Here is a 21344-nt window from a genome sequence, read left to right on the forward strand (position 1 = left end):
CATCGCACATGCTCAACCGCTGAGGAGTTCAAAGCCGTGGTCGCCGCGACAGAGACGAGTCTGCAAAAGATTCTCGAAGGCACCTCGCAGTATCTGGTTCCACTGTATCAGCGTCCATATCAATGGGGTCCAGAAAACTTCAGGGAATTGTGGCGAGATATAACCCAATTGGCCGAGGACCGAGTCGATGAGGTCGAGACCACGCATTTCATCGGTTCTGTCGTGCTCGCACCGGTACCGGGTGGTATCGCGGGGGCGATTACCCGGTACCTGGTCGTCGATGGGCAGCAGCGTTTGACCACTCTGACGCTTCTGCTCGCGGCGATTCGCGACCATCTCCGGGAGGTCGATGACAGTACCCGCCGTGATACCGACCGGATCCACAACCAGCTACTGACCAATCAGTACGAGGATCACCCATATCACCACAAACTCGTGCCTACCCAAGCCGATCGCGACGCCTACGCGGCGGTCATCGATCGCTTGCCAACGGCCGGCGGCGGCGACAATATCGGCGCGGCCTATCGCTTCTTTCGGGCGCGCTTGACCGAACCGGTCGATCCCGAGACGACCTACAACGCCGTACAGATCGCCCAAGCGGTGACCACCGGCCTGTCGGTAGTGTCCATCAGCGCCAACGCGGTCGACAACGTGCACCGAATCTTCCAGTCGCTCAACAATACCGGGCTCAAGCTCACCCAGGGCGACCTGCTACGGAACTATCTGTTCATGCGGCTGCCGAAGCGGAGCGAGGAGGTGTACCGCACGTACTGGCTGCCGTTGCAGCAGGCGCTGGACCAGAACGAGCGGATCGAGACCCTGTTCTGGCTCGATCTGCTGCACAAGAAGCCGCAGGTCAAACAAACCCGGACCTTTGCGGGGCAGCAAGCGCGCCTGGAGAAGCTCACGACCGAGGACGAGATCGTCAATGAGATCGCTCGGATCGCTCGCCTCGGCCTGCTCTACCGTCTGATACTCCATCCGGGCGAGGAGACCGACCGAGCGGTGCGCGAACGTCTGACCCGACTGGCCGAATGGGATTCGTCGGTGCCCGCGCCGCTGATCTTGCACCTACTGCTACTCCGTGACCGTGGTGATGCGACTTCGGAACAAATCGCCCGAGCACTGCTCTATATCGAATCGCTCCTCGTACGCCGATTCCTGGTAGGACGCGTCACACAGGGCTTGAATCGAGTATTCGCGGCCGCGGTACAGGAACTCGACTCGGATCTGCCTGTGGACCACGCCCTGCATCGCTACCTTTCGGAGGGCCGTAAACACTATGCCAGCGACGAGAGACTGACCGAGGCAATTCTGACCTCGCCGCTCTACACGACTGGCCGCGCGGCGCAGCGCAAAACCATGATGATCTGGATCGAGCGACTCTACGCCACAAAGGAACCCGTGCTGTCGGAGTCACTGACCATCGAACATGTTATGCCCCAGACGTTGTCGCCGCAGTGGCGCGGGAACTTGGCGGACGACTACGGCGCTGCGAACGTCGATGATCTGCATGACCGCTTGGTGCATACACTCGGCAATCTCACGCTCACCGGATACAACGAGAATCTCGGCAATCGCGAGTTCGATGTCAAACGTGAAATGCTGCGGGCCAGTAGTATTCGCATGAACCAAGAGATCGCCACATACTCCGCGTGGGGTCCGAATCAGATCGAACAGCGCGGCCGTGATCTGGCGCGGCGAATCACCGCCGCGTGGCCCGGCCCCCGATCCACGACCGACAACAGCAAGTACGACAACCCGCTGTGGGAATCGCTGAATCGACTGCTGGCCTTGCTGCCCGCTGGAAGCTGGACGACTTACGGAGATCTAGCTGCGGTACTCGGCACCGCCGCTCAGCCCATAGGCAATCGATTGGCAACCGTGCCTGCCCCGAATGCACACCGAGTCCTGAACGCTCAGGGGGAGATATCCATGAGCTTCCGCTGGCCGGAGATCGACCGCACCGACGATCCGCGTCGAATTCTTGAACAAGAGGGCGTGAGGTTTTCCAGCACCGGTCGGGCAGAACGCTCCAGCCGATTGAAGATCGACGAACTCGAGGGTTTGCGGTCCGCCGCCGACGATGACACCGACCCTCCGGATCCGGCCGAGCCGGGGAATTCACAGAAGGACACCGCTGACACAGGGCATCATCTCGAGTAGCCACACCGGGGGTATAGCGCCTCAACGGGACGCGCGAAAGCACGGACTCGACGAGTCCGTGCTTTCGGCGGTATTCGATTGGTCACGCCCTCACGGGCGCGGGCTCACCAGGAGCTCTTGTGCACGCCGGGGAGTTCGCCGCGATGCGCCATCTCGCGCAGGCAGACGCGGCACAGGCCGAACTTGCGGTAGACCGCGTGGGGACGACCGCACCGCTGGCAGCGGGTGTAGGCGCGGACCGCGAACTTCGGCTTGGCGTTGGCCTTGTTGACCAGTGCTTTCTTAGCCATGTGCTCAGTTCTCCTTGAACGGGAAGCCGAGGTGCTTGAGCAGGGCACGGCCTTCTTCGTTGTTGGTCGCGGTGGTGACAACGGTGATGTCCATACCGCGCGGGCGGTCGATCTTGTCCACGTCGATCTCGTGGAACATCGACTGCTCGCTCAGGCCGAACGTGTAGTTGCCGTTGCCGTCGAATTGCTTCGGCGACAGGCCGCGGAAGTCGCGGATACGGGGCAGCGCGATGGAGACCAGACGATCGAGGAACTCCCACATGCGGTCGCCGCGCAGGGTGACCTTCGCGCCGATGGGCATGCCCTCGCGCAGCTTGAACTGCGCGATGGATTTGGTCGCCTTGCGGATCTCCGGCTTCTGGCCGGTGATCAGCGCCAGGTCGTTGACCGCGCCGTTGATGAGCTTGGCGTCGCGGGCGGCGTCACCGACACCCATGTTCACGACGACCTTCACCACGCCGGGGATCTGCATGACATTGGCGTACTTGAACTCGGCGTTCAGCGCGTCCTTGATCTCCGCGCGGTAACGCTGCTTGAGCCGGGGCTGAATCTTCTCCGTGGTGGTCATAATCAGATGTCCTTCCCGTTCCGCCGGGAGATCCTGACCCGCTTGCCGCTCTCCTCGTCGGTCCGGTAGCCGACGCGGGTCGGCTTGCCGTCGGAGTCGACGACCATCACGTTGGACACGTGAATGGGAGCTTCCTGGGTCACGATGCCGCCCGAGGAGGCGCCGCGCTGATTGGCGGAGTTCGCGACGTGCTTCTTGATCCGGTTCACGCCCTCGACCAGGACCCGGTTCTCCTTCGGGAACGCCTGGATGACCTTGCCCTTGGCGCCCTTGTCCTTGCCCGAGATGACGAGCACGGTGTCACCCTTGTGCACCTTCATGTCAGAGCACCTCCGGAGCCAGCGAGACGATCTTCATGAAGCGCTTGTCGCGCAGCTCGCGGCCGACCGGGCCGAAGATGCGGGTGCCGCGCGGATCGTTGTCCGCCTTGATGAGCACGGCCGCGTTCTCGTCGAACTTGATGTAGGAACCGTCGGGACGGCGGCGCTCCTTGACGGTGCGCACGACGACGGCCTTGACCACGTCACCCCGCTTGACGTTGCCGCCGGGGATGGCGTCCTTCACGGTGGCGACGATGATGTCGCCGATACCGGCATAGCGACGCGACGAGCCACCGAGAACGCGGATGCAAAGGATCTCCTTCGCGCCCGTGTTGTCGGCGACGCGCAGTCGCGACTCCTGCTGAATCACTTCAGCCTCCTTGACCTGGACGTATAAGTACGCCGGATTGCCGACCCGACGTACATGGTCGTGTCACCACCCGAACGCGCGCCTGCCAGCGGATTCCGCTGGGGGTTCGCGGCCGGATCGCGGGCAGAGCTCCCGCAGGCAACCGGTCAAGGATAGATGAACGCCCAGGTCGATCCCAAATCGGGGGTTCCGGCGGTGCGCGCCGGTAGCCTCGGGCTGCTGCTGTCACGACGTTTTACGCGTGGCCCGCGCCGCGCGTGGAGAGGATTCACGTGAATTCATCCGCTCGTCCGTTCCAGCTCGATCGCCGCGGGTTCCTGCTCGCGCTCGGTGTCGCGGCGCCCGCGGCCGCCCTGTTCGCCTCCTGTTCGGCCGATTCCGTCGTCGACGTTCGGGCCGTCGGCGTCGATATGGGCGGCGCGGATCCGGCCGTCCGGCCGCAAGACGATCTGTATCGGCATGTGAACGGCGCCTGGCTGCGCGACTACCGGCTGCCGCCGGACAAGGCATCGGTCGGCGCGTCCAGCGAGGCCGACGACCGGACCCTCGACCAGTTGCGCGCGATCATCGAGAACATCCACGGTCCGCGGCCGGGCTCGCCGGAGCAGCAGATCCGCGACCTGTACGATGCGCGCCTCGACCTCGACGAGATCGAGCGCCTCGGCATGTCGCCGATGGCCGAGTTGTACGCCGCGATCGACGGGGCGGCCACCAAGGCCGAGCTGGCCGGGGTGATGGCCGAATTGCCGATCGACGGCCTGATCGGCATCGGTGTCGGTGTGGACCGGGAGGACTCGCGGGCCTATGTGGCCTCGGTGGGTCAGGCCGGACTCGGACTCGCCGAGCAGTACTACCGCAAACCCGAGTTCGCCACCCAGTTGGCCGGGTACCGGACCTATTTCGAACGTGTGGCGGCCGGCGCGGGGCTGCCGGATCCGGCGGGCACGGCGGCCCGGGTGGTCGATCTGGAGACCCGCATCGCCGCCGCGCACTGGGACAATGTGCGGCTGCGCGATACCGATGCCACCTACAACGCCATGAGCTGGGCCGAATTGACCGCGCTCGGACCGGGATTCGACTGGGATCGGTGGCTGGCGGGCAGCACCGACCGACCGCGGGAGCTGTTCGACCGGATCGTGGTCGGGCAACCGTCCTACGTGAGCGCGGCGGCGGCGCTGTGGAACGAGGTCGATATCGCGGTGTGGCGCGACTATCTGAAGCTGCGCACCACCGACGTCTACGCCCGCTACCTGCCCACGGCCATCGCCGACGCGCGCTTCGACTTCGTCGGCCGGATGCTCGGCGGTCTGACCGAGAAGCCGCAGCTGTGGAAGTCGGCGGTGTCCGTGGTGGATCGCAGTGTCGGCGAACAGCTCGGAAAGCTCTATGTGGCAAAGCATTTCCCGGAGCAGGCGAAGCGCCGAGCCGAGGAGATGGTGGCCGACCTGTTGACGGCCTATCGCGAGGATTTCACCCGATCGGAGTGGATGTCGCCCGCCACCCGCGCGGCCGCCGTCGCCAAACTCGACGAGATCACCGTGAAGATCGGCTATACGGACAAATGGAAGGACTATTCCGAGCTGACCATCGTGCCGGGCAAGTTGATCGAGTCACTGCGCGCGGTCAACCGGTTCGAGGTCCGCAGGGCCTTCGCGCGGCTCGGCACCCCGGTCGACAAGGCCGAATGGGCGATGACCCCGCAGACGGTCAATGCCTACTATTCGGCGACCAATAACGAAATCGTCTTTCCCGCCGCCTATCTCCAGCCGCCGTACTTCGATCCGATGGCCACCGCGGCGGTCAACTACGGCGCGGTCGGCGCGACCATCGGCCACGAGATCGGCCACGGCTTCGACGACCAGGGCTCGAAATACGACGGGGAAGGCAATCGCCGCGACTGGTGGACCCCGGAGGATCTGAGCGCCTTCCAGGCCATGACCGCCCGCGTCGTCGCGCAGTACGACGATCTCACCCCCGAGGGTCTCGATCCCGCCGTCTACCACGTCGACGGCGCCTTGACGGTGGGTGAGAACCTGGCCGACCTGCGCGGATTGCAGATCGCGCTGGCAGCGTACCGGATCGCCGCGCGCCGCGACGGCGTCGAACCGGATTTCCGGGAGATGTTCCTCGCGCACGCCCGCGCCTGGCGGGAGAAACTGACACCGGAGAACGCCGTCGAACGACTCCAGGACACTCATTCCCCCAACGAATTCCGCTGCAATCAGGTGGTGCGCAACACCCCGGAGTTCTACACCGCGTTCGGCGTGGTCGACTCCGACAAGCTGTACCTGCCGCCCGATCAGCGCGTCGAACTCTGACGCGGCATCGGGTACGTGCGGCATAGGCTGGGCGGGCCGCGCGGGCGAACCGGCGGCGGGAAGGCGGCGATGCGGACGGTTGTGGTCGCGATACTCGCGGGCGTGCTCGTGCTGTGCTCGGCGTGCGCCATCCCGACCGGTCGCACGCCTTCGAGGCCCGCGCCGGTCACCGTGACCCACGCCTTCGGCACGACGACGCTCACCGACGTCCCGAAGAACATCGTGGCGCTGGGCGAGCAGTGGGTGGACGGTATGTTCGCGCTCGGCGTCACACCCGTCGCGCGGCTCGGCGGCCTGCCCGACGCACCGCCGCCCTGGGTTCCGCCGGACTACGCCGGGATGCGGCAACTGGACGCGAGCGGCGATCTGGTCGCGCAGATCGCCGCGGTGCGACCGGATCTCATCCTGCTCGACCGCCTGCCCGCCGACCGCGCCACCTATGACCGCCTCGCCGCGGTGGCGCCCACCGTGCCGCTCGATCCGCGCGCGGGGTGGCGCGAGCAGGTCACCGTGCTCGGCACCCTGCTGCGCGCGAGCGACCGGGCCGCGCGGTTCATAGCCGACCACGAGGCGAGACTCACCGATCTGACCCGCGCCGCCCCGGGTCTCGCGGGCCGGACCTACGCCGTGACCTGGCTGGCGAGCGAATCCCAGTTGTTCGCGCTCACCGGCCCGGGTCCGGCCGCGGCCGAGATGTTCACCCGCCTGGGTCTGCGCGTTCCGTACGACCTTGCCGAACTGCCCGCCGTCGACGGGCATATCGTGCTCGCGCCCGAGGAGATCGACCGTATCGACGCCGATCTGCTCGTCGCGGGCTACTCACCCGGATTGGACGAGACGTACCGGCGACTGCCCGGATACGCCGAACTGCCCGCGGCCGTACGGAATTCGGTGGTGTTCCTGACCGCCGAGGAGGTCGCGGCGGTCGAGCGGCCCACCGCGCTCTCGGCGGTCTATCTGCTGGCGAAGCTGAGGCAGGCGCTCGCGGCGGCCGCGCGATAGGACCGGACCGGGAACGGCGCCGTACTCGCGCGGGGCGGCTCCTATGGCGCTCGGCTCGCGGGTGACGCGCCCGCGAGCCGAGCGCGAGGTCCGACGCTCAGCGTACGGCGACCGGGGCCTCCGGCTCGTGGACGAGGGCGTCGGCGCGGGTCAGTTCCTCTTCCTCGTCGGGGATGTGGCCCGCACCGCTGAACCAGGACGCCAGTGCCGCCAGCAGCATCATCAGCGCCGCCGAGACGAAGACCACCACCAGACCGCTGTGGAAGGGGCCGGTGAGCAGGTTCGGGAAGAACTCCTGACCGGTCAGCACGTCGGCGTGCACGCCGGGCCGGTCCAATTCGCCGCTCGGGCCGAGCAATTCCTGAATCGGGTTGAAGCCGAGGAAGGCCGCGAACAGGCTGGCAACCGGCGGCATGGCCGCCATATCCGCCGCCGCGCCCGCCGAGACGCCCTGTGCGCGCAGTCCGGTGTCGAGCGCACTCGGCAGGGTCGCGGCGAGGCCGACGACCATGAGCGAGAAGAAGATTCCCATCGACAGCGCGTTGCCGCCGTTGAACAGGGTGCCGCGCATGCCGGAGGCGGCGCCGCGTTCGGAGGCGGGCACGCTCGACATGATCGCCGCGGTGTTGGGCGAGAAGAACAGTCCGCTGCCGAGTCCGTTGATCAGCATGATCAGCGCGAACACCGGGTAGTCGAAGTCGACCGGGATGAGCAGCAACGCGATGAAGGTGGCCCCGGTGATCAGCGCGCCGCCGGTGGTGAACGGACGCGGACCGTAGCGGTCGGACAGCCAGCCCGACAGCGGTCCGGCGGCGAGGAATCCGACGGTCAGCGGAAGCATGTAGATGCCCGCCCACAGCGGGGTCGATTCGAATTCGTAACCGTGCAGCGGCAGCCAGATGCCCTGCAACCAGATGATGAGCATGAACTGCATGCCGCCGCGGCCGATGGAGGCCATGAGGTTGGCGAAGTTGCCGAACCCGAAGGCGCGGATACGGAACAGCGACAGGTTGAACATCGGTTCGGGCACCCGGGTCTCGACCGCGCAGAACACCGCGAGCAGGGCGAGTCCGCCGATCACCGAGCCGAGCACGAAGGGGCTGGCCCAGCCGGTGGCGTGACCACCGTAAGGCTGGATGCCGTAGGTGATGCCGGTGAGCAGGGCGGTGAGGCCGAGTCCGAAGGTGATGGTGCCCGCCCAGTCCAGCCGTCCCGCGGTGCGCACCCCGACCTCGTGCAGCGAACGGTAGGACCAGATCGCGCCGAGTACGCCGATCGGGACGCTGACCCAGAACACCGCGCGCCAATCCCATTCGGAGAGCACGCCGCCGATGAGCAGGCCGAGGAACGATCCCGCGACCGCGGCGACCATGTTGATACCGAGCGCGGTGCCGCGCTGGTTGGCGGGAAATGCGTCGGTGAGTATGGCCGAGGAGTTCGCGGTGAGCATGGCGCCGCCGACGCCTTGGACCACGCGCCAGACGATGATCCACAGCGCGCCCGCGGTGCCGTGGGCGGGATCGAAGGACAGCGCGACCGCGCAGAGGGCGAAGACGGCGAAGCCGAGGTTGTATATCCGCACGCGCCCGAAGATGTCGCCGAGTCGCCCGAACATGACGACGAGCACCGCGGTGGCGAGCAGGTAGCCCATGAGCATCCACAGCAGGTAACCGACATTGCCCGAATCCAGTGGGTTCAGGCCGACACCGCGGAAGATGGCGGGCAGCGAGATCAGCAGGATGGAGGAGTTGATCGCGGTGAGCAGCACGCCGAGCGTGGTGTTGGTGAGGACGATCCACTTGTACTGCGGATGGTCCCGGTCGTATTTCAGACGGCGCTGGATCGTGCGGACGTCACCCAGGTCGAGATCGGTGGACGGATCGGTCACGGCATCCCCTCGCAATACGGCGCGGAACGAACTTCCCCGGCAAACCATATAGTTAGCCGATCTAATTAACAAGTCAAGCGACTCGCACTCCCCGGCGAAGGTTGGATAGGTTAGCCTTGGCTGACTTTGGAGTAGGAGGGTCACATGGATGCCTTTGTCGGAACCCGACGGAGACTGCTGCGCGCGGCGGTCGCGACGGTGGCGAGCGGGCTCGCGCTCGGTCTCGCGGGCTGCGGATCAGGCTCCGAGGGCGGCGGTTCCGGCGGCGAGTCGATCACCATCACCCACGCCCGGGGCGAGACCGAGGTCAATGGCATTCCGAGGCGCATCGTCACCCTCGGCAACCAGTGGCTCGACACCGCGCTGTCGCTGGACGCCATCCCGGTCGGCTACATCGACAATGTCGCCATCGCGTCCAACGCGACCCCGCCGTGGCAACCGGACAAACTCGGTTCGTCCAAGTCGATCAGCAGTATCGCCGATGTCGCCGAACAGGTCGCCGCGCTGGAACCCGACCTGATCCTGGTCGATCCGTTCATCGCCGACCAGAAAACCTACGACGACCTCTCCCGCGTCGCCCCCACCGTGCCCGGCCTGTCCAAGGACGCCGTCAGCAGATGGCAGGACCAGGTCACCACGCTCGGCAAGATCCTCGGCAAACAGGACGCCGCCGCCAAGGTGATCTCCGGTGTCGAGGACAAGGTCTCGGGCATCGTCGCGGCCAATCCCGGCCTGAAGGGCAAGACCTTCGCCAGTACCTGGCTCGGCAGCCCGTCGCAGCTGATGGTGCTCACCGACCCCGAGGACGGGTCCGCCCGGGTATTCGCCGAACTCGGCATGGGCATTCCGAGGAACCTCGTGGACCAGCCCTCCACCGGCGGCCGCCTGGCGCTGTCCACCGAACGCATCGACGAGGTCACCGCCGACCTGCTGCTGGCGGGATACTCCCCCGGCTTCGACGAGAAGTACCGCAGGCTGCCCGGGTACGCCGAACTGCCCGCGGTGAAGAAGAACGCGGTGGTGTTCCTGACCACACTCGAGATCACGGCGGTCAACCAGCCGACCGCGCTGTCGGTGCCCTACATCCTCGACAAGCTGAACCCGGCGCTGGTCTCGGTCGCCGAGTAGGAGTCGACGCGCCGTGCCCACACTCACCGGTTCCGACCCGACCCGTCTCGCCCTGCGCACCGGGGTGACCTGTGTCACCACGCCCGCCGGCGCGGTCCTGCTCGATCCGCCCGACAATCAGAAGTTGACCGGACTGAGCAAGGGCGGTCTGCTCGCGCTCAAGACCCTCAACCGCGGACCCGCCACCATCGCCGAACTGACCGCCGCGGCGGGCGGCGAGGATGTCACCGCGCTGATGGGGCGGCTCGCCACCGCGGGGTGGCTGGCGGTGACGGTGCGCGCGGACGATCGCGACCTCTACACCGTCGCGCCCTTCGGCCGACCCCGCGCCCGGCCCGACGGCGCGCGGCCCGATTCGGCGACCCTGTCGAAATTCGCGGTGCTGCACCGTGAACGGGACGGATTCGTACTCGAGCATCCGCTGTCCTGGTGCGACATCGACATTCACGACGCGCGGCTGCTCGCACTGCTCGACGGTCCCGATGCCGCCGAGACCGGACTGCCCGAGGCGGTCCGCGCGCACTTCGCCGACGACCTGTTCCGGCTCGGCTTCCTCGTCGCCGATCCGGCCGCCGAGGACAGCGCCTTCACCACGCGCAGTTGGAGCGCACCGGATCTGTGGTTCCACCGGCGCAGCACGCTGGGCGAACGAATTGTCACCTGGGAGCATTTCGGCCCGACCAAATGGGCGAAGGGGCGATTCCCGCAACCGCCCGCGCGCAAACCCGCCTATCCGGGCGAGCCGATCGCGCTGCCGAGGCCCGATCTGGGCGCGCTGCGCACCGGCGACCCGAGTCTGACCGCGGTACTCGAGGATCGGGTGTCCACCCGCGCCTTCGACGACGCCGCGCCCATGACGGTGGCGCAACTCGGCGAACTGCTCTACCGGACGGCCCGCAGCCGCGGCGTCCGCTCCGAGGTCGAGGGCGAGGAACTGGTGTCCAAGCCCTATCCCAGCGGTGGCGGCGTCTACGAGCTCGAGCTGTATCCGGTGATCCGCAACGTCGCCGGAATCGCCGCGGGCATGTACCACTACGACTCGCACGAGCACGTGCTGCGTCCGGTGGCCGCGGCCGACAGTCCCGGGGTCGCCAAGCTGGTGAAGTCGACCACGGCCACCCTGGTGGGCGGGGCCGAACCGCAGGCCCTCGTCGTCGTGAGCGCACGCTCGGGACGGGTGATGTGGACCTATGAACAGGTCTCCTACGCGGTCATCCTCAAACACGTCGGCGTGCTCACGCAGACGATGTACCTGGTCGCGACGGCGATGGGGCTCGGCGTCTGCGCACAGGGTTTCGTCGACACCGCCGCCTTCGTAACCGCCGCCGGCGTCGACGAACTCGAGGAGTGCAGCGTCGGCAGCATCATCATCGGGACGCCTGCGCCATGACCTCCTCGTCGGTCATGGCCGCGACCTCCAGGTAGACCCGCGCGACCGCGGCGAGCCGATCCGGTGTGCCGCGATCGGCCTCGCGCGCGGCGAGCCGCTCGGCCAGCCCAGCCACATTCCGGGCGGCGAAGACGTCGGCGACCAGGGCGTGATCGACCTCGAGCCATTCGCGGACACGGGCGACGAAGGTGGTCGCGAGCACCGAGTCGCCGCCGAGACCGAAGAAGTCGTCGTGCACGCCGACCGCGTCCGCGCCGAGCACGCCCGCGACGATATCGACCAGCGCGGCCTCGAGGTCGTCGCGGGGCGCGCCGTCGTCGATATCGGCCGCGTCGGGTTCGAGCAGCGCCGCCACCGCCCGCCGGTCGAGTTTGCCGTTGGGGGTCAACGGCATCCGCTCCAGGTATTCGATCCGGGTGGGAATCATGTAGCCGGGCAACAGGTCCGCGACGGCGGCGGTGATGTCGCCGATCTCCTCGCGCGTTCCCGCCACCGCGGCGACCAGTTTGAGCGCGCCGGCGCCGACGACCGCCGCGACGGCGTCGCGCACGCCGGGGACGGCGCGCAGGGCGCTCTCCACCTCACCCAATTCGACGCGGTAGCCCCGGATCTGGACCTGGTGGTCGGCACGGCCGAGGAATTCGATGGTGCCGTCGGGCCAGTAGCGGGCCATATCGCCGGTCCGGTACCAGCGGATGCCCTCGAATTCCACGAATCGTTCGGCGGTGCGCTCGGGGTCGTTGCGGTAGCCCGCCGCGACATTCGCACCGCCCACCCACAATTCGCCGGGCACCCAGTCGGGGCAGTCGCGGCCCGCGGGCGAGACCACCCGGCAGCGCACGTTGCGCAGCGGCGCGCCGAACGGCACGGTCGCCCAGTGTGCGGGCGGTTCGCCCACGACCTCGCAGATGGTGTGGTGAATGGAGGTCTCGGTCGCGCCGCCCAATCCGGCGAAACGGCAGCCCGGCACCTGGGCCGCCAGCCGCCGCGCCAGATCCGCGCCGACCCAGTCACCGCCGAGGGTGACCGCGCGCAGCGAATCGCCGAACCTGTCGCCGCCGATCTCCAGGATCATGTCGAGCATGCTCGGCACACAGTTCAGGATCGTCACCCGGTGCCGCCGCAGCAGTTCCACCCAGGTGGTGGCCTCCGCGCGCTGGTCGGGATCGACCGCGACCACCGACCCGCCCACCGAGAACATGCCGAACATGTCGTAGACGGAGGCGTCGAATTCCAGCGCCGACAGCGCGAGCACCCGGTCGGCCGCACCGACCTCGAACCAGTCGTTCACCGCGTCGATGGTGTTCATCGCGCCGCGGTGCGGCACGTCGACGCCCTTGGGCACACCCGTCGAGCCGGAGGTGAAGATCACGTAGGCGATCGCGCCGGTATCCGGGAAGACCGGGGCCGCGAGCGGCTCCGGGTGGGCGCTCGCGGCCTCGATGGACAGGCACGGTATCGGCGCGCCGAGATCCGCCTCCGCCGGCGTCAGCGCGGCCACGATGGCCCCGGTGCGCAGGATTTCGGCGCGCCGCCCGACCGGCTGGTCGAATCCGATGGGCACGTAGGTCGCGCCCGCGGCGAGGACGCCGAGGGTCGCCAGGATCTGATCGGGTCCCTTGGGCAACTGAATGGCGACGGCGTCGCCGGGCCGCACCCCCGCATGGTAAAGCGCGCCCGCGACGGCCAGCGCCGACGCGGCGAGTTCGCCGTAGCTCCATCGACCTTCGTCCGCGCCGAGGCCCCACACCACCGCCGGTGCGTCGGGATCGGCCGCGGCGTGCTCGAACAGGCCCTGGTGTAGGCACCGGCCGCTGACGGGTCCGTCGGTGGCGTTGACGGCGGCGCGCACCTCGGCCTGGGCGATCGGCAGCCGCACCGCCGCCTCGGCGTTCCAGCCCGCCTCCCCCTCGGCCAGGTGATCGACCGCCCGGGTGTAGCGGGCGAACATGGCGTCGACCATGCCCGGCGGGAAGGCGGATTCGCGCACGTCCCAGTTGAGCAGCAGGCCGCCGCGCACCTCGGTGACCTGCGCGTCGAGTAGAACCTGCGGCCCCTGGGAGATGATCCACACCGGATCGCCGAAGGTCTCGGTGACCCGCTCGGCGAACAGCTCGCCGAGATTCAGCGCACTGGTGTACACGACCGGGGCCAGCACCGGCTCGCCCCGGTGCCGTCCGAGGTCACGCAGCACCTCGAGTCCGTAATACGCCGTGTGCGCGCCGCTTTCGTGCATTCCGCGTTGCAGCGCGCGAGCCCGGTCGGCGACCGACACGTTCTCGGTGACATCGACCGCCAGCATGATCGAGGAGGTGAAATCGCCTATCACCCGGTCGATGTCGGGGTGCACCGGCTCGCGGTGGAACAGCGGGACATTGAGCAGGAAGCGGCTCCGCGCCGACCAGCCGCCGACGGTCTCGGCGAAGACCGCCGCCAACGCCATCGCCGGGGTGATACCGCGTTCGTGGGCGGCCGCGAGCAGCCGCCGCTTGGCCCGCGGCGCGAGCCAATGGTCGTAGCGCACGGTGCGATGCGGGGCGCCGCGCTCGCCCGCTGGGACCGTCGGAAGTTCCGGTGCGCCCGGCAGTTCCGGCAGCCGTCGCTGCCACCATTGCCGGTCACGGTCGCGGGCGGCGGTGTCGGCGCGGCGTCCGGTCCGGTAGGCGCGATAGGTGTAGCCGGGGGCGGTCACCGTCGCGCCGTGGTACAGATCGGCGAGTTCGGAGATCAGCACGCGGTAGCTCATGGCGTCGCCCGCCAGCATGTCGATGTCGAGGTGCAGGCGGGTGCGGCCCGCCGCGCGCAGGGTCAGCGTGATGTCGATGACCCGGCCGTGCTCGATGTCGAGACGCTGGTGGGTTTTGGCCTCGCGCAGATCGGCCAGTACGGCGTCGGCGGCCTCCGGCAGATGTCCGCGCAGGTCGACCACGGCGAAGACGGGCGCACCGGGGGCGGGCATCGTCTGCTGGGTGCCATCGGGCAGGAATCGGGTGCGCAGCATGGGATGAGCCGCGACCAGCTCCGCGACGGCGCGTTCCAGACGCGCGGGATCGACGTGGCCGCCGTCGAATTCGACGTAGAGATGGGCCGCGACCCCGCCGAGTTCCTGTTCGTCGGAGCGACCGATCCAGTAGGCGTGCTGCATGGGGGCCAGCGGAAAGGGTTCGGCCGCTTCGGCATCCGCGGCGGCTGGGGCGGGTTCGGCGGACGGCGCGGTCTGCCCGGCGCCGAGCAGACGATGCCACGCCGCCACCGACGGTTCGGCCGCCAGCCGGGCGAAGTCGATGTCGACGCCGCGCTTGCGCCAACCACCCGCCAGTCTCATGGTGCGGATGGAGTCGAGTCCGACCTGGATCAGGTCGTCGTCATCGGCGACCGCGCCCGCCTCGATGCCGAGTTGGGCCGCCACCGCCGCCCTTATCTCGTCCCTGGTGATGTCGCCGTGGTCCGGCCGCCGCGCCGACTGCATCGCGTCCTCTTTCCCTGCCTGCTCAGCCATATCCGTCTACTAGCGGTCGCGCACCGCGAGGAAAACCCGCTGGTCGAGCCCGGCGACCGGATGCTCGGCCGTGGGCAGCACGACCTCGGGGGTCAGCCCGGCCGCGATCAGTTCCCGCCGCCATTCCCGTTCGGTCAGGAAGATCCGGTCGGTACCCGCGCGCACATCGGTCAGTCCGGCGTGCGGCCGATCCGCGCGCGGGGACATCAGGAAGTGCACCGAGGTCAGCTGTTCGCAGTGCGCGTGGCAGGTCTCGATCACCACCACGGCACCGCCCGGATTCAGCAGCTCGCGCAGTCGCCGCAGCGTCACGCCGATGTCGTAGGCGTTGTGCAGCACGTTCGCGGCGATCACGATGTCGAAGGGCAGTTGCTCGCCCAGATCCTCGTTCATGTCGACCAGGCCGTAGCGCATCCACGGGTAGTGCGCGAAACGGCGTCTGGCGGCGTCGAGGAAGAAGGCGGACACGTCGGTGAAGTGGTACTCCACCGCGAGCCCGGCCAGTGCCGCGGTCACGTCGTCGGTGGTGCCGCCGATGCCGGCGCCAAGTTCCAGCACCCGGACCGGCGAGCGGTCCTCGGTGAGGATACGGACCAGGTCGGCGACCGCGCGGCCCGCCGCCAGATTCAGGTAGCGGCTGCTCAGATTGTCGCGGTAGGCGGCCTCGGCGGTGGTCATGTCGCCATCGGGGAACAGCAGTTCCTGCACCCGCACGGTGTCGCGCGCCAACGCGGTCAGGTGGTCGTCGCAGGTTCGCAAGAAGGTCGCGAGCGGAGGCGGATACCCAAGGTCGGCGCATACTTCGAACAGATCGGCGCGGATCGGGTCCGGCACCGGTCGCAGGTAGCGGTACCCGGTGTCGACATCGCCTTCGACACTGCCGACCTCGGCAAGCGCCCGCAACCACTGCCGCAGCAGCCAGCGGTGCCGCGGCGCGAACCCCATCCGCGTCGCGATCTCGTCCACGCCGCGAAACTCGTTGTCGGACAGGTACGGTCGCAGCGCGGCCAGCATGGCGCGCATACCGAACAGATCCAGGTCCGCGCGTGCGGAACGGAACCGGTCGCCGTCGAAATCGGCCGGAACCGCTTGCTGGGCGGCCTCTTTCGCCCGCGCCACCCGATCCTCGACGGTGGCGGTCGCGCCCGGGGGCGGCGTCGTCACCGTTGGCGCGACGCGAATCGGGACCACGGCCGCACCGGTCGTCGGCGCGGCGACGCCGGATTCGGCACCGACGAGCCGGATGACATCGTCGAGGGACGCGCCGCCGATCAGATCAGCCACCGGCACATCGGCGCCGAATGCGCCCTTGACGCGCCTGCGCAGTTCCAGGGCCTGAAGGGAGTCCAGTCCGAGGGCGACCAGCGACCTGGCGCCGTCGATGGTGGACAGGTCGTCGGCGCCGATGATCTCGGCGAGCAGCCGGGTCAGGCGACTCGGCACGTCGAGCGCGCCCGCCGCGTCGGCGGCGATCACCGGCGTGGCGGCGGCCCCCGGGACCGCGACCGGAACCTCCAGTGCCGACAGCACGGGGCCGTAGCCGAACGCGCCGAGTACCGCGCGTCCGCGCTCCCAGTCGAAGGCGGCGACGACGGCATTGCCGCGCAGACCGCCCAGACCGAGCGCGATGGCGTCGGCGGCGGCCATCGGGAGATAGCCGACCTCGGCCAGTGCGGCGATATCGGCATCGCCCGCGCCCTCGAAGACCGACCACTGGCCCCACTGCACGGACACCCACCGCGCGCCCTCGGCGCGGCGGCGGGCCGCGAGGGCGTCGACCATCCGGTTGGCCGCGGCGTAGACGACCGTGCCGCGACCGCCGAGTGTGGCCGCCAGCGACGAGCACAGCACGACATCGCAGTCGGGAGTCGTGATCAGCGCGTCAAGCAGCGCGCAGATGCCGACCACTTTCCCCGACATCGCCCGCTCGACCCGCGCGTGGGTGATCCCGGTGAGTCCGAGTCCGCCGATGTCGGAATTGTCGGCCGCGGCGTGGATCACCAGATCCACCGGCCGTCCGCTCAGCGTCCGGGCCAGCTCGGCGACGGCGGCGCGGTCGGCGATATCACAGGCGGCCACGGCGATCTCGGCGGCGCCGAGACCGCGCAGTGCGCGCAGCCTGGCGGCGGTCGCCGCGGTTTCCCCCGACCGACTCACCAGCGTGACCCGCCGCGCGCCCGACCGCACCGCGTGTTCGGCGAACTCGAGTCCGAGCCTGCCGGTGCCGCCGGTGATCAACACCTCGCGTCCGGTGACCGGCCCGCGCAGCAGCGCCGCGCGATCGGCCTCGACCAGGCGCTTGGCGTACAGATTGCCGTCGCGCAGCGCGAGTTCCGGCTCGTCGGCCGTGTGCAGTGCGGTCACGATCGACGCCGCGGCCCGCGCGGTCGCCTGGTCCGGCGCGAGATCAAGGCGCCGGAACGCGACACTCGGATATTCCGCGCTCGCCGAACGGAATCCGGCGCTCACCGCGGCGGGCACCGGATGCGGCGGCGCGTCGGCGGCGAGCACGGCCTCGCCGCCGACGGTCAGCAGCCAGTATTCGCTCACCCCGGCGGTCGGTTCGGTCCACCAGCGCCTGCCGCCGAGGAATTCCGCGACCTCGGCCACACTGGCGGCGGCGTCCGTATCCGGGAATTCGGGCAGCAGGACCAGCACGGCGTCGATATCGCCGTCGCCGCTGCCCGCTTCGATATCCAGCGCCCGCCAGCCGAGGCCCTGACCCGTCGCGTAGTCGATAAGTGCGGCGGCGAGTTCGACGCCGCGACCGGTGTGGTCGACGATGCCGACCGTGCGCGGAGCGGACAGGGAACGCCGCCCGAGCCGAACCCAGTCCTCTACCAGCAGTTGGGGTTTCGGCAGGTTTTCGGCGGGCGCGACCGGTTCGGTCGGCGCGGTCGCGCGCACCCGCCGCGAGAGGTCGTGCGGCAGCCACAATGTCGTCTCGTTCATCCGCGCGTTCGGGAAGTCCGGCAGCGGCGGCCACACCGGCGCGCCGGTGTCCACCCGCAGGCTTTCCCAGCGGTAGTCCAGATCGTCGACGGCCAGCGCCGCGAGATTGCGGGTGAACTCGGTGAGATCGGTGGCCGTGCGGCTCGAGGTGCCGCGCACCGTGACCGCGCGGTCGGCGGCGTATTCGGCGATGCTCTGCGCCACGGCCAGGTGCAGCGTCGGATGTTCGGCCAGTTCGACGAAGGTGTCGACCTCGCGCGCCAGCGTGGTCGCGATGGCGCGGTCGAAGCGAACCGGATTTCGCAGATTCCAGAACCAGTACTCCTCGACCGGCAGGTCAGGAGTGATGGCGTCACCGAGTGTCGCACCGACGCAGGCGATCCCGGATTCGAGGAAGCGCGGGCTCTCGAGGCGGCCACGCAGCGCGTCGTGGATGAGGTCGCGGAATTCGTTGAGCAGAACGGTGTGCGCCGGATACCCGACCCGAATCACCCGGGCGAAACGGCCGCGCTCGGTCAGCACGTCCACGACGTTCCGCACGGTCGCGCGGTCGCCGGAAATGCCGACCATGCGCGGCGAATTCAGCACCGAGACCTGCGCCCACCCGGACTGGCGAGCCAGCACGTCCTCGCATTCGTCGCGGTCGGCGGCCAGCACGGCCATGGCGTAGCGATCGGAGGAGATCTTGTCGACCGCGCGCGCCCTGGTACCGACCACGACGATGGCGTCGGCCAGGCTCATGGCGCCCGACAGGTAGGCCGCGGCGATCTCGCCCTGACTGTGCCCGACCGTGACGGCGGGTTCGACGCCCACCGCGCGCCACATCGCGCCGAGGCCCGCCATCTGCGTGAACAGCGCGGCTTGGACGGTCGCGGCATTCTCGGGTGCGGCGGCGATATCCTCGGCGTCGAGCAGGTATGGCAATGGCGACTCGCCGAACAGGTCCCGGAATATGTCGTCGCACCGGTCGACCTCGGCGCGGAAGGCGTCGACGCGGTCGTAGAACAGCCTGCCCATTCCGGGCCGCTGTGCCCCCTGACCCGGCAGCACGTAGGCGACCGTGCGCGAACCGGCGGGTTCGGACCCGGTGGCGGTCACCGCGGGGTGATCGAGGCCGTCGCGCACCGCGGCCAGCGCCGCGTCGAGTTCGGCGCGGTCGGTGACCGCGAGCAGGGCGCGGTACCGACGCGCGACCCGGGTGCGGAACAGCATGTCCGCCACCCGTTCCGGGGCCAGCGTCGGGCGATCCCGGACGTAGGAGAGGATGGCCGCCGCCTCTTCGCGCAGCGTGCCCGGATTGTCCGCCGACAGCAGGACCGGAATCGATCCGTCGGGTAGTCGATAGCTAGAAATCGTCGTACTCCTCACGAACGGGCATCGCGATGATCGCGTGCGCGTTGGATCCCCCCGCCCCGAACGAGGAGACCGCGCCGTAGCGCATGCCGTCCTTCGGTTCCCACGGCTGAAGTTTCGTGGCCAGACGCAGATTCGACCGGTCCCAGTCCACCCGGGTGGTCGGGATGTCGGCGAACAGCGTGGCCGGGATCTGTCCGTATCGGCCCGCGAGCAGCAGTTTGACCAGGCCGAGCATGCCCGCGGCGGCCTGCGCGTGACCGGCGTTGGACTTCACCGAACCGAGCAGCGGATTCGATCCGGCGACACCGTAGGTGTTCTGCAAGGCGAGCAGTTCCACCGGATCGCCCGCCCGGGTCGCGGTGCCGTGCCCCTCGATCATGCCGACGTCGGCCGCGTCGATGCCGGATTTGGCGAGGGTCTTGCGGATCAGCCGTTCCTGGGCGTCGGCGCGCGGCACCAGGATCGGTTTGCCCTTGCCGTTGTGGTTGTGCTCGGAGGCAAGCAGCCTGCCGTGGACGCGGTGACCGAGTCGGCGGGCCCGCGATTCGCGTTCGACGATGACGATGCCCGCGCCCTCGCCCCACAGCGTGCCGGTGGCGTCGTCGGAGTAGGAGCGGCAGTGGCCGTCGGTGGACAGCGCGTTGTGCTTGGAGAATTCGTAGAAGGCCGCCGGCGAGCCCATCACGCACACCGCGCCCGCCAGCGCCCATTCGCAGTCGCCGTCGCGCACGGCGGCGGCGGCCAGATGCAGAGCGGTCAGCGAGGAGGCGCAGGCGGCGTCGACGGTCATGGAGGGGCCGGTGAGCCCGAGTGAATGCGAGATCCGGCCCGCGACGCCGAGCAATCCGTAGCCGATGGTCCGAACCCCGGTGTACTCGTTGACTTCCGAGGCAGGCGGCCCGTATTCCATCGGCGAGCATCCGATGAAGCATCCGGCGTCGTCATCGCCGAGCGCACCGGGATTCAGTCCGGCGTTCTCGAGCGCGCGCCACGCGACACGCAGCGCGACCCGCTGTTGCGGATCGGTGGCGAGCGCTTCGCGCCGTCCGATTCCGAAGAACGCCGGATCGAATTCGGCCGCGTCGCCGAGGAATCCGCCCGCGTCGCGCACGGGACTCCAGCCGTCGAGTTCGCCGAGCGACAGCAATTCCTCGATCGACCAGCCGCGGTCGCGAGGAAACGGCCCGATCAATTCGCGTTCCGATTCGAGTGCGGCCCAGAACGACCCCGGACTGTCGACTCCGCCCGGTGCCTCGACGGCCATTCCTGATATGACGATGTGATCGACGTCGCGCGCCGTAGCTGATGTCACCGCTGAGTCCTCGTGTCTCATACCGTCGGATCAGCCTGTTCGGCGAGTAATTCCGCGACGGCGTCGACGTGATTGTTCAGATAGAAATGTCCGCCCTCGAACATGGTGATCTCGACGTCGTCGCCGTGGCGGCGCCAGCCTTGCAGATCGGCCATCGACACGATCGGGTCGCGGTCGCCGCCGATCGCGTGGACGCGGGTGGCGACCCGCACCGTCTCGGGACACCGGTATGCCTCGGACGCCTTGTGGTCGGCCTTGATGGCGGGCAGTGCCAGCCGCATGATCTCCCGGCTGGCCAGCACGTCGGAATCGATTCCCTCGAGCATGACGAGGTGGTCGAGGAGTTCGTCGTCGTCTTCCGGTGTGGGCTCGCGGTATTCCGCGCGCGACGGCGCGACCGCGGCCGACACGGTGAGCTGACGGACGTCGACGCCCGCGGCGAGGGCGAGCCGGACGAATTCGAAGGAGACCAGCGCGCCCATGCTGTGCCCGAACGCGACGATCGGCACGTCGCGGTTGTACCCGGACATACGGAATTCCGCGAACGCGCCCGTCGCGATGTCCTGGAGTGAGGTCAACGCCGGTTCGCCCGCGCGGTCTTGGCGGCCGGGATACTGGAAGACGATGACGTCGTAGTGCGCACTCGACGCTTTCGACAGCGCGCGATACGCGGAGGCGCCCGCACCCGCGTGCGGAAAGATCAACAGCGGCAGCCGCTCGGGCGAATCCGGTTTGTGAAACTTCCTTATCCATCCCGGTTTGTGCTGCATTGTGTTACCCACTTT

Annotated in this window: 14 protein-coding genes; 5 read left to right on the plus strand and 9 right to left on the minus strand. The window is 68.6% G+C overall.

What is annotated here, in order from left to right; genetic code table 11:
• The first annotated feature begins 36 nt into the window (after window positions 1-36).
• Window positions 37-2166, plus strand: a complete 2130-nt coding sequence (locus APZ21_RS25590) for a GmrSD restriction endonuclease domain-containing protein (RefSeq protein WP_082393449.1) — start codon at window positions 37-39, stop codon at window positions 2164-2166.
• 104 nt (window positions 2167-2270) lie between these two features.
• Here APZ21_RS25590 and APZ21_RS25595 read toward each other — a convergent pair whose 3' ends face one another.
• From APZ21_RS25595 to rplN, 4 genes are read right to left on the minus strand one after another with little or no spacing between them, the layout of a single operon-like run.
• Window positions 2271-2456: a type Z 30S ribosomal protein S14 gene (locus APZ21_RS25595; protein ID WP_014981705.1), complete on the minus strand. Its 186-nt coding sequence runs from the start codon at window positions 2454-2456 to the stop codon at window positions 2271-2273.
• A gap of 4 nt (window positions 2457-2460) precedes the next feature.
• A complete protein-coding gene (rplE, locus tag APZ21_RS25600; protein WP_054815837.1) occupies window positions 2461-3024 on the minus strand; it encodes a 50S ribosomal protein L5 in 564 nt (187 codons plus the stop codon).
• A 2-nt stretch (window positions 3025-3026) separates the two neighbouring features.
• Window positions 3027-3344 carry a 50S ribosomal protein L24 gene (gene rplX / locus APZ21_RS25605; protein ID WP_054815838.1) on the minus strand — a complete coding sequence of 106 codons (318 nt, stop codon included), beginning with the start codon at window positions 3342-3344 and terminating at the stop codon, window positions 3027-3029.
• Between the two features lies 1 nt (window position 3345).
• Complete coding sequence (rplN, locus tag APZ21_RS25610) at window positions 3346-3714, minus strand: 50S ribosomal protein L14 (RefSeq protein ID WP_054815839.1); 369 nt, start codon at window positions 3712-3714, stop codon at window positions 3346-3348.
• 272 nt (window positions 3715-3986) lie between these two features.
• Here rplN and APZ21_RS25615 point away from each other — a divergent pair, with 272 nt between their 5' ends.
• Both APZ21_RS25615 and APZ21_RS25620 read left to right on the plus strand, forming a co-directional pair.
• Complete coding sequence (locus tag APZ21_RS25615) at window positions 3987-6032, plus strand: M13 family metallopeptidase (protein WP_307587289.1); 2046 nt, start codon at window positions 3987-3989, stop codon at window positions 6030-6032.
• A 69-nt stretch (window positions 6033-6101) separates the two neighbouring features.
• The gene (locus tag APZ21_RS25620) at window positions 6102-7034 is read left to right on the plus strand and encodes an ABC transporter substrate-binding protein (protein WP_054815840.1); all 933 of its coding nucleotides are present in this window, start codon (window positions 6102-6104) and stop codon (window positions 7032-7034) included.
• A 97-nt stretch (window positions 7035-7131) separates the two neighbouring features.
• Here the strand turns inward: APZ21_RS25620 and APZ21_RS25625 are convergent, their stop codons facing one another.
• Entirely contained in the window at window positions 7132-8922 is a 1791-nt protein-coding gene (locus APZ21_RS25625) for an MFS transporter (RefSeq protein WP_082393450.1), read from the minus strand.
• Window positions 8923-9066: 144 nt separating this feature from the next.
• Here APZ21_RS25625 and APZ21_RS25630 point away from each other — a divergent pair, with 144 nt between their 5' ends.
• Complete coding sequence (locus APZ21_RS25630; RefSeq protein ID WP_054815842.1) at window positions 9067-10050, plus strand: ABC transporter substrate-binding protein; 984 nt, start codon at window positions 9067-9069, stop codon at window positions 10048-10050.
• A 13-nt stretch (window positions 10051-10063) separates the two neighbouring features.
• Window positions 10064-11440 carry a SagB family peptide dehydrogenase gene (locus APZ21_RS25635; protein WP_082393451.1) on the plus strand — a complete coding sequence of 459 codons (1377 nt, stop codon included), beginning with the start codon at window positions 10064-10066 and terminating at the stop codon, window positions 11438-11440.
• Here APZ21_RS25635 and APZ21_RS25640 read toward each other — a convergent pair.
• The 4 genes from APZ21_RS25640 to APZ21_RS25655 are packed head-to-tail and all read right to left on the minus strand — an operon-like array spanning window position 11418 to window position 21329.
• Window positions 11418-14909 carry a non-ribosomal peptide synthetase gene (locus tag APZ21_RS25640; RefSeq protein WP_054815843.1) on the minus strand — a complete coding sequence of 1164 codons (3492 nt, stop codon included), beginning with the start codon at window positions 14907-14909 and terminating at the stop codon, window positions 11418-11420. The two genes, APZ21_RS25635 and APZ21_RS25640, sit on opposite strands and share 23 nt — an antisense overlap.
• 39 nt (window positions 14910-14948) lie before the next feature.
• Complete coding sequence (nbtC, locus tag APZ21_RS25645) at window positions 14949-19259, minus strand: nocobactin polyketide synthase NbtC (RefSeq protein ID WP_054815844.1); 4311 nt, start codon at window positions 19257-19259, stop codon at window positions 14949-14951.
• On the minus strand, window positions 19237-20580 hold the full coding sequence (locus APZ21_RS25650) for a beta-ketoacyl [acyl carrier protein] synthase domain-containing protein (RefSeq protein ID WP_054815845.1): 1344 nt from the start codon (window positions 20578-20580) through the stop codon (window positions 19237-19239). Before APZ21_RS25650 ends, nbtC begins: the two co-directional genes overlap by 23 nt.
• Window positions 20577-21329, minus strand: coding sequence for a thioesterase II family protein (locus tag APZ21_RS25655; protein ID WP_054815846.1), 753 nt, complete (start codon window positions 21327-21329; stop codon window positions 20577-20579). Before APZ21_RS25655 ends, APZ21_RS25650 begins: the two co-directional genes overlap by 4 nt.
• Window positions 21330-21344 lie beyond the last annotated feature (15 nt).

It is taken from the genome of Nocardia arizonensis (assembly GCF_001310275.1).
GTDB classification, from domain to species: domain Bacteria; phylum Actinomycetota; class Actinomycetes; order Mycobacteriales; family Mycobacteriaceae; genus Nocardia; species Nocardia arizonensis.

Excerpts from the sequence above, each read along its gene's own strand:
- APZ21_RS25595 (WP_014981705.1), bottom strand. The coding sequence starts at position 2,456 with ATGGCTAAGAAAGCACTGGTCAACAAGGCCAACGCCAAGCCGAAGTTC.
- rplE (WP_054815837.1), bottom strand. The coding sequence starts at position 3,024 with ATGACCACCACGGAGAAGATTCAGCCCCGGCTCAAGCAGCGTTACCGC.
- rplX (WP_054815838.1), bottom strand. The coding sequence starts at position 3,344 with ATGAAGGTGCACAAGGGTGACACCGTGCTCGTCATCTCGGGCAAGGAC.
- APZ21_RS25620 (WP_054815840.1), top strand. The coding sequence starts at position 6,102 with ATGCGGACGGTTGTGGTCGCGATACTCGCGGGCGTGCTCGTGCTGTGC.
- APZ21_RS25630 (WP_054815842.1), top strand. The coding sequence starts at position 9,067 with ATGGATGCCTTTGTCGGAACCCGACGGAGACTGCTGCGCGCGGCGGTC.
- APZ21_RS25640 (WP_054815843.1), bottom strand. The coding sequence starts at position 14,909 with ATGCAGTCGGCGCGGCGGCCGGACCACGGCGACATCACCAGGGACGAG.
- APZ21_RS25650 (WP_054815845.1), bottom strand. The coding sequence starts at position 20,580 with ATGAGACACGAGGACTCAGCGGTGACATCAGCTACGGCGCGCGACGTC.
- APZ21_RS25655 (WP_054815846.1), bottom strand. The coding sequence starts at position 21,329 with ATGCAGCACAAACCGGGATGGATAAGGAAGTTTCACAAACCGGATTCG.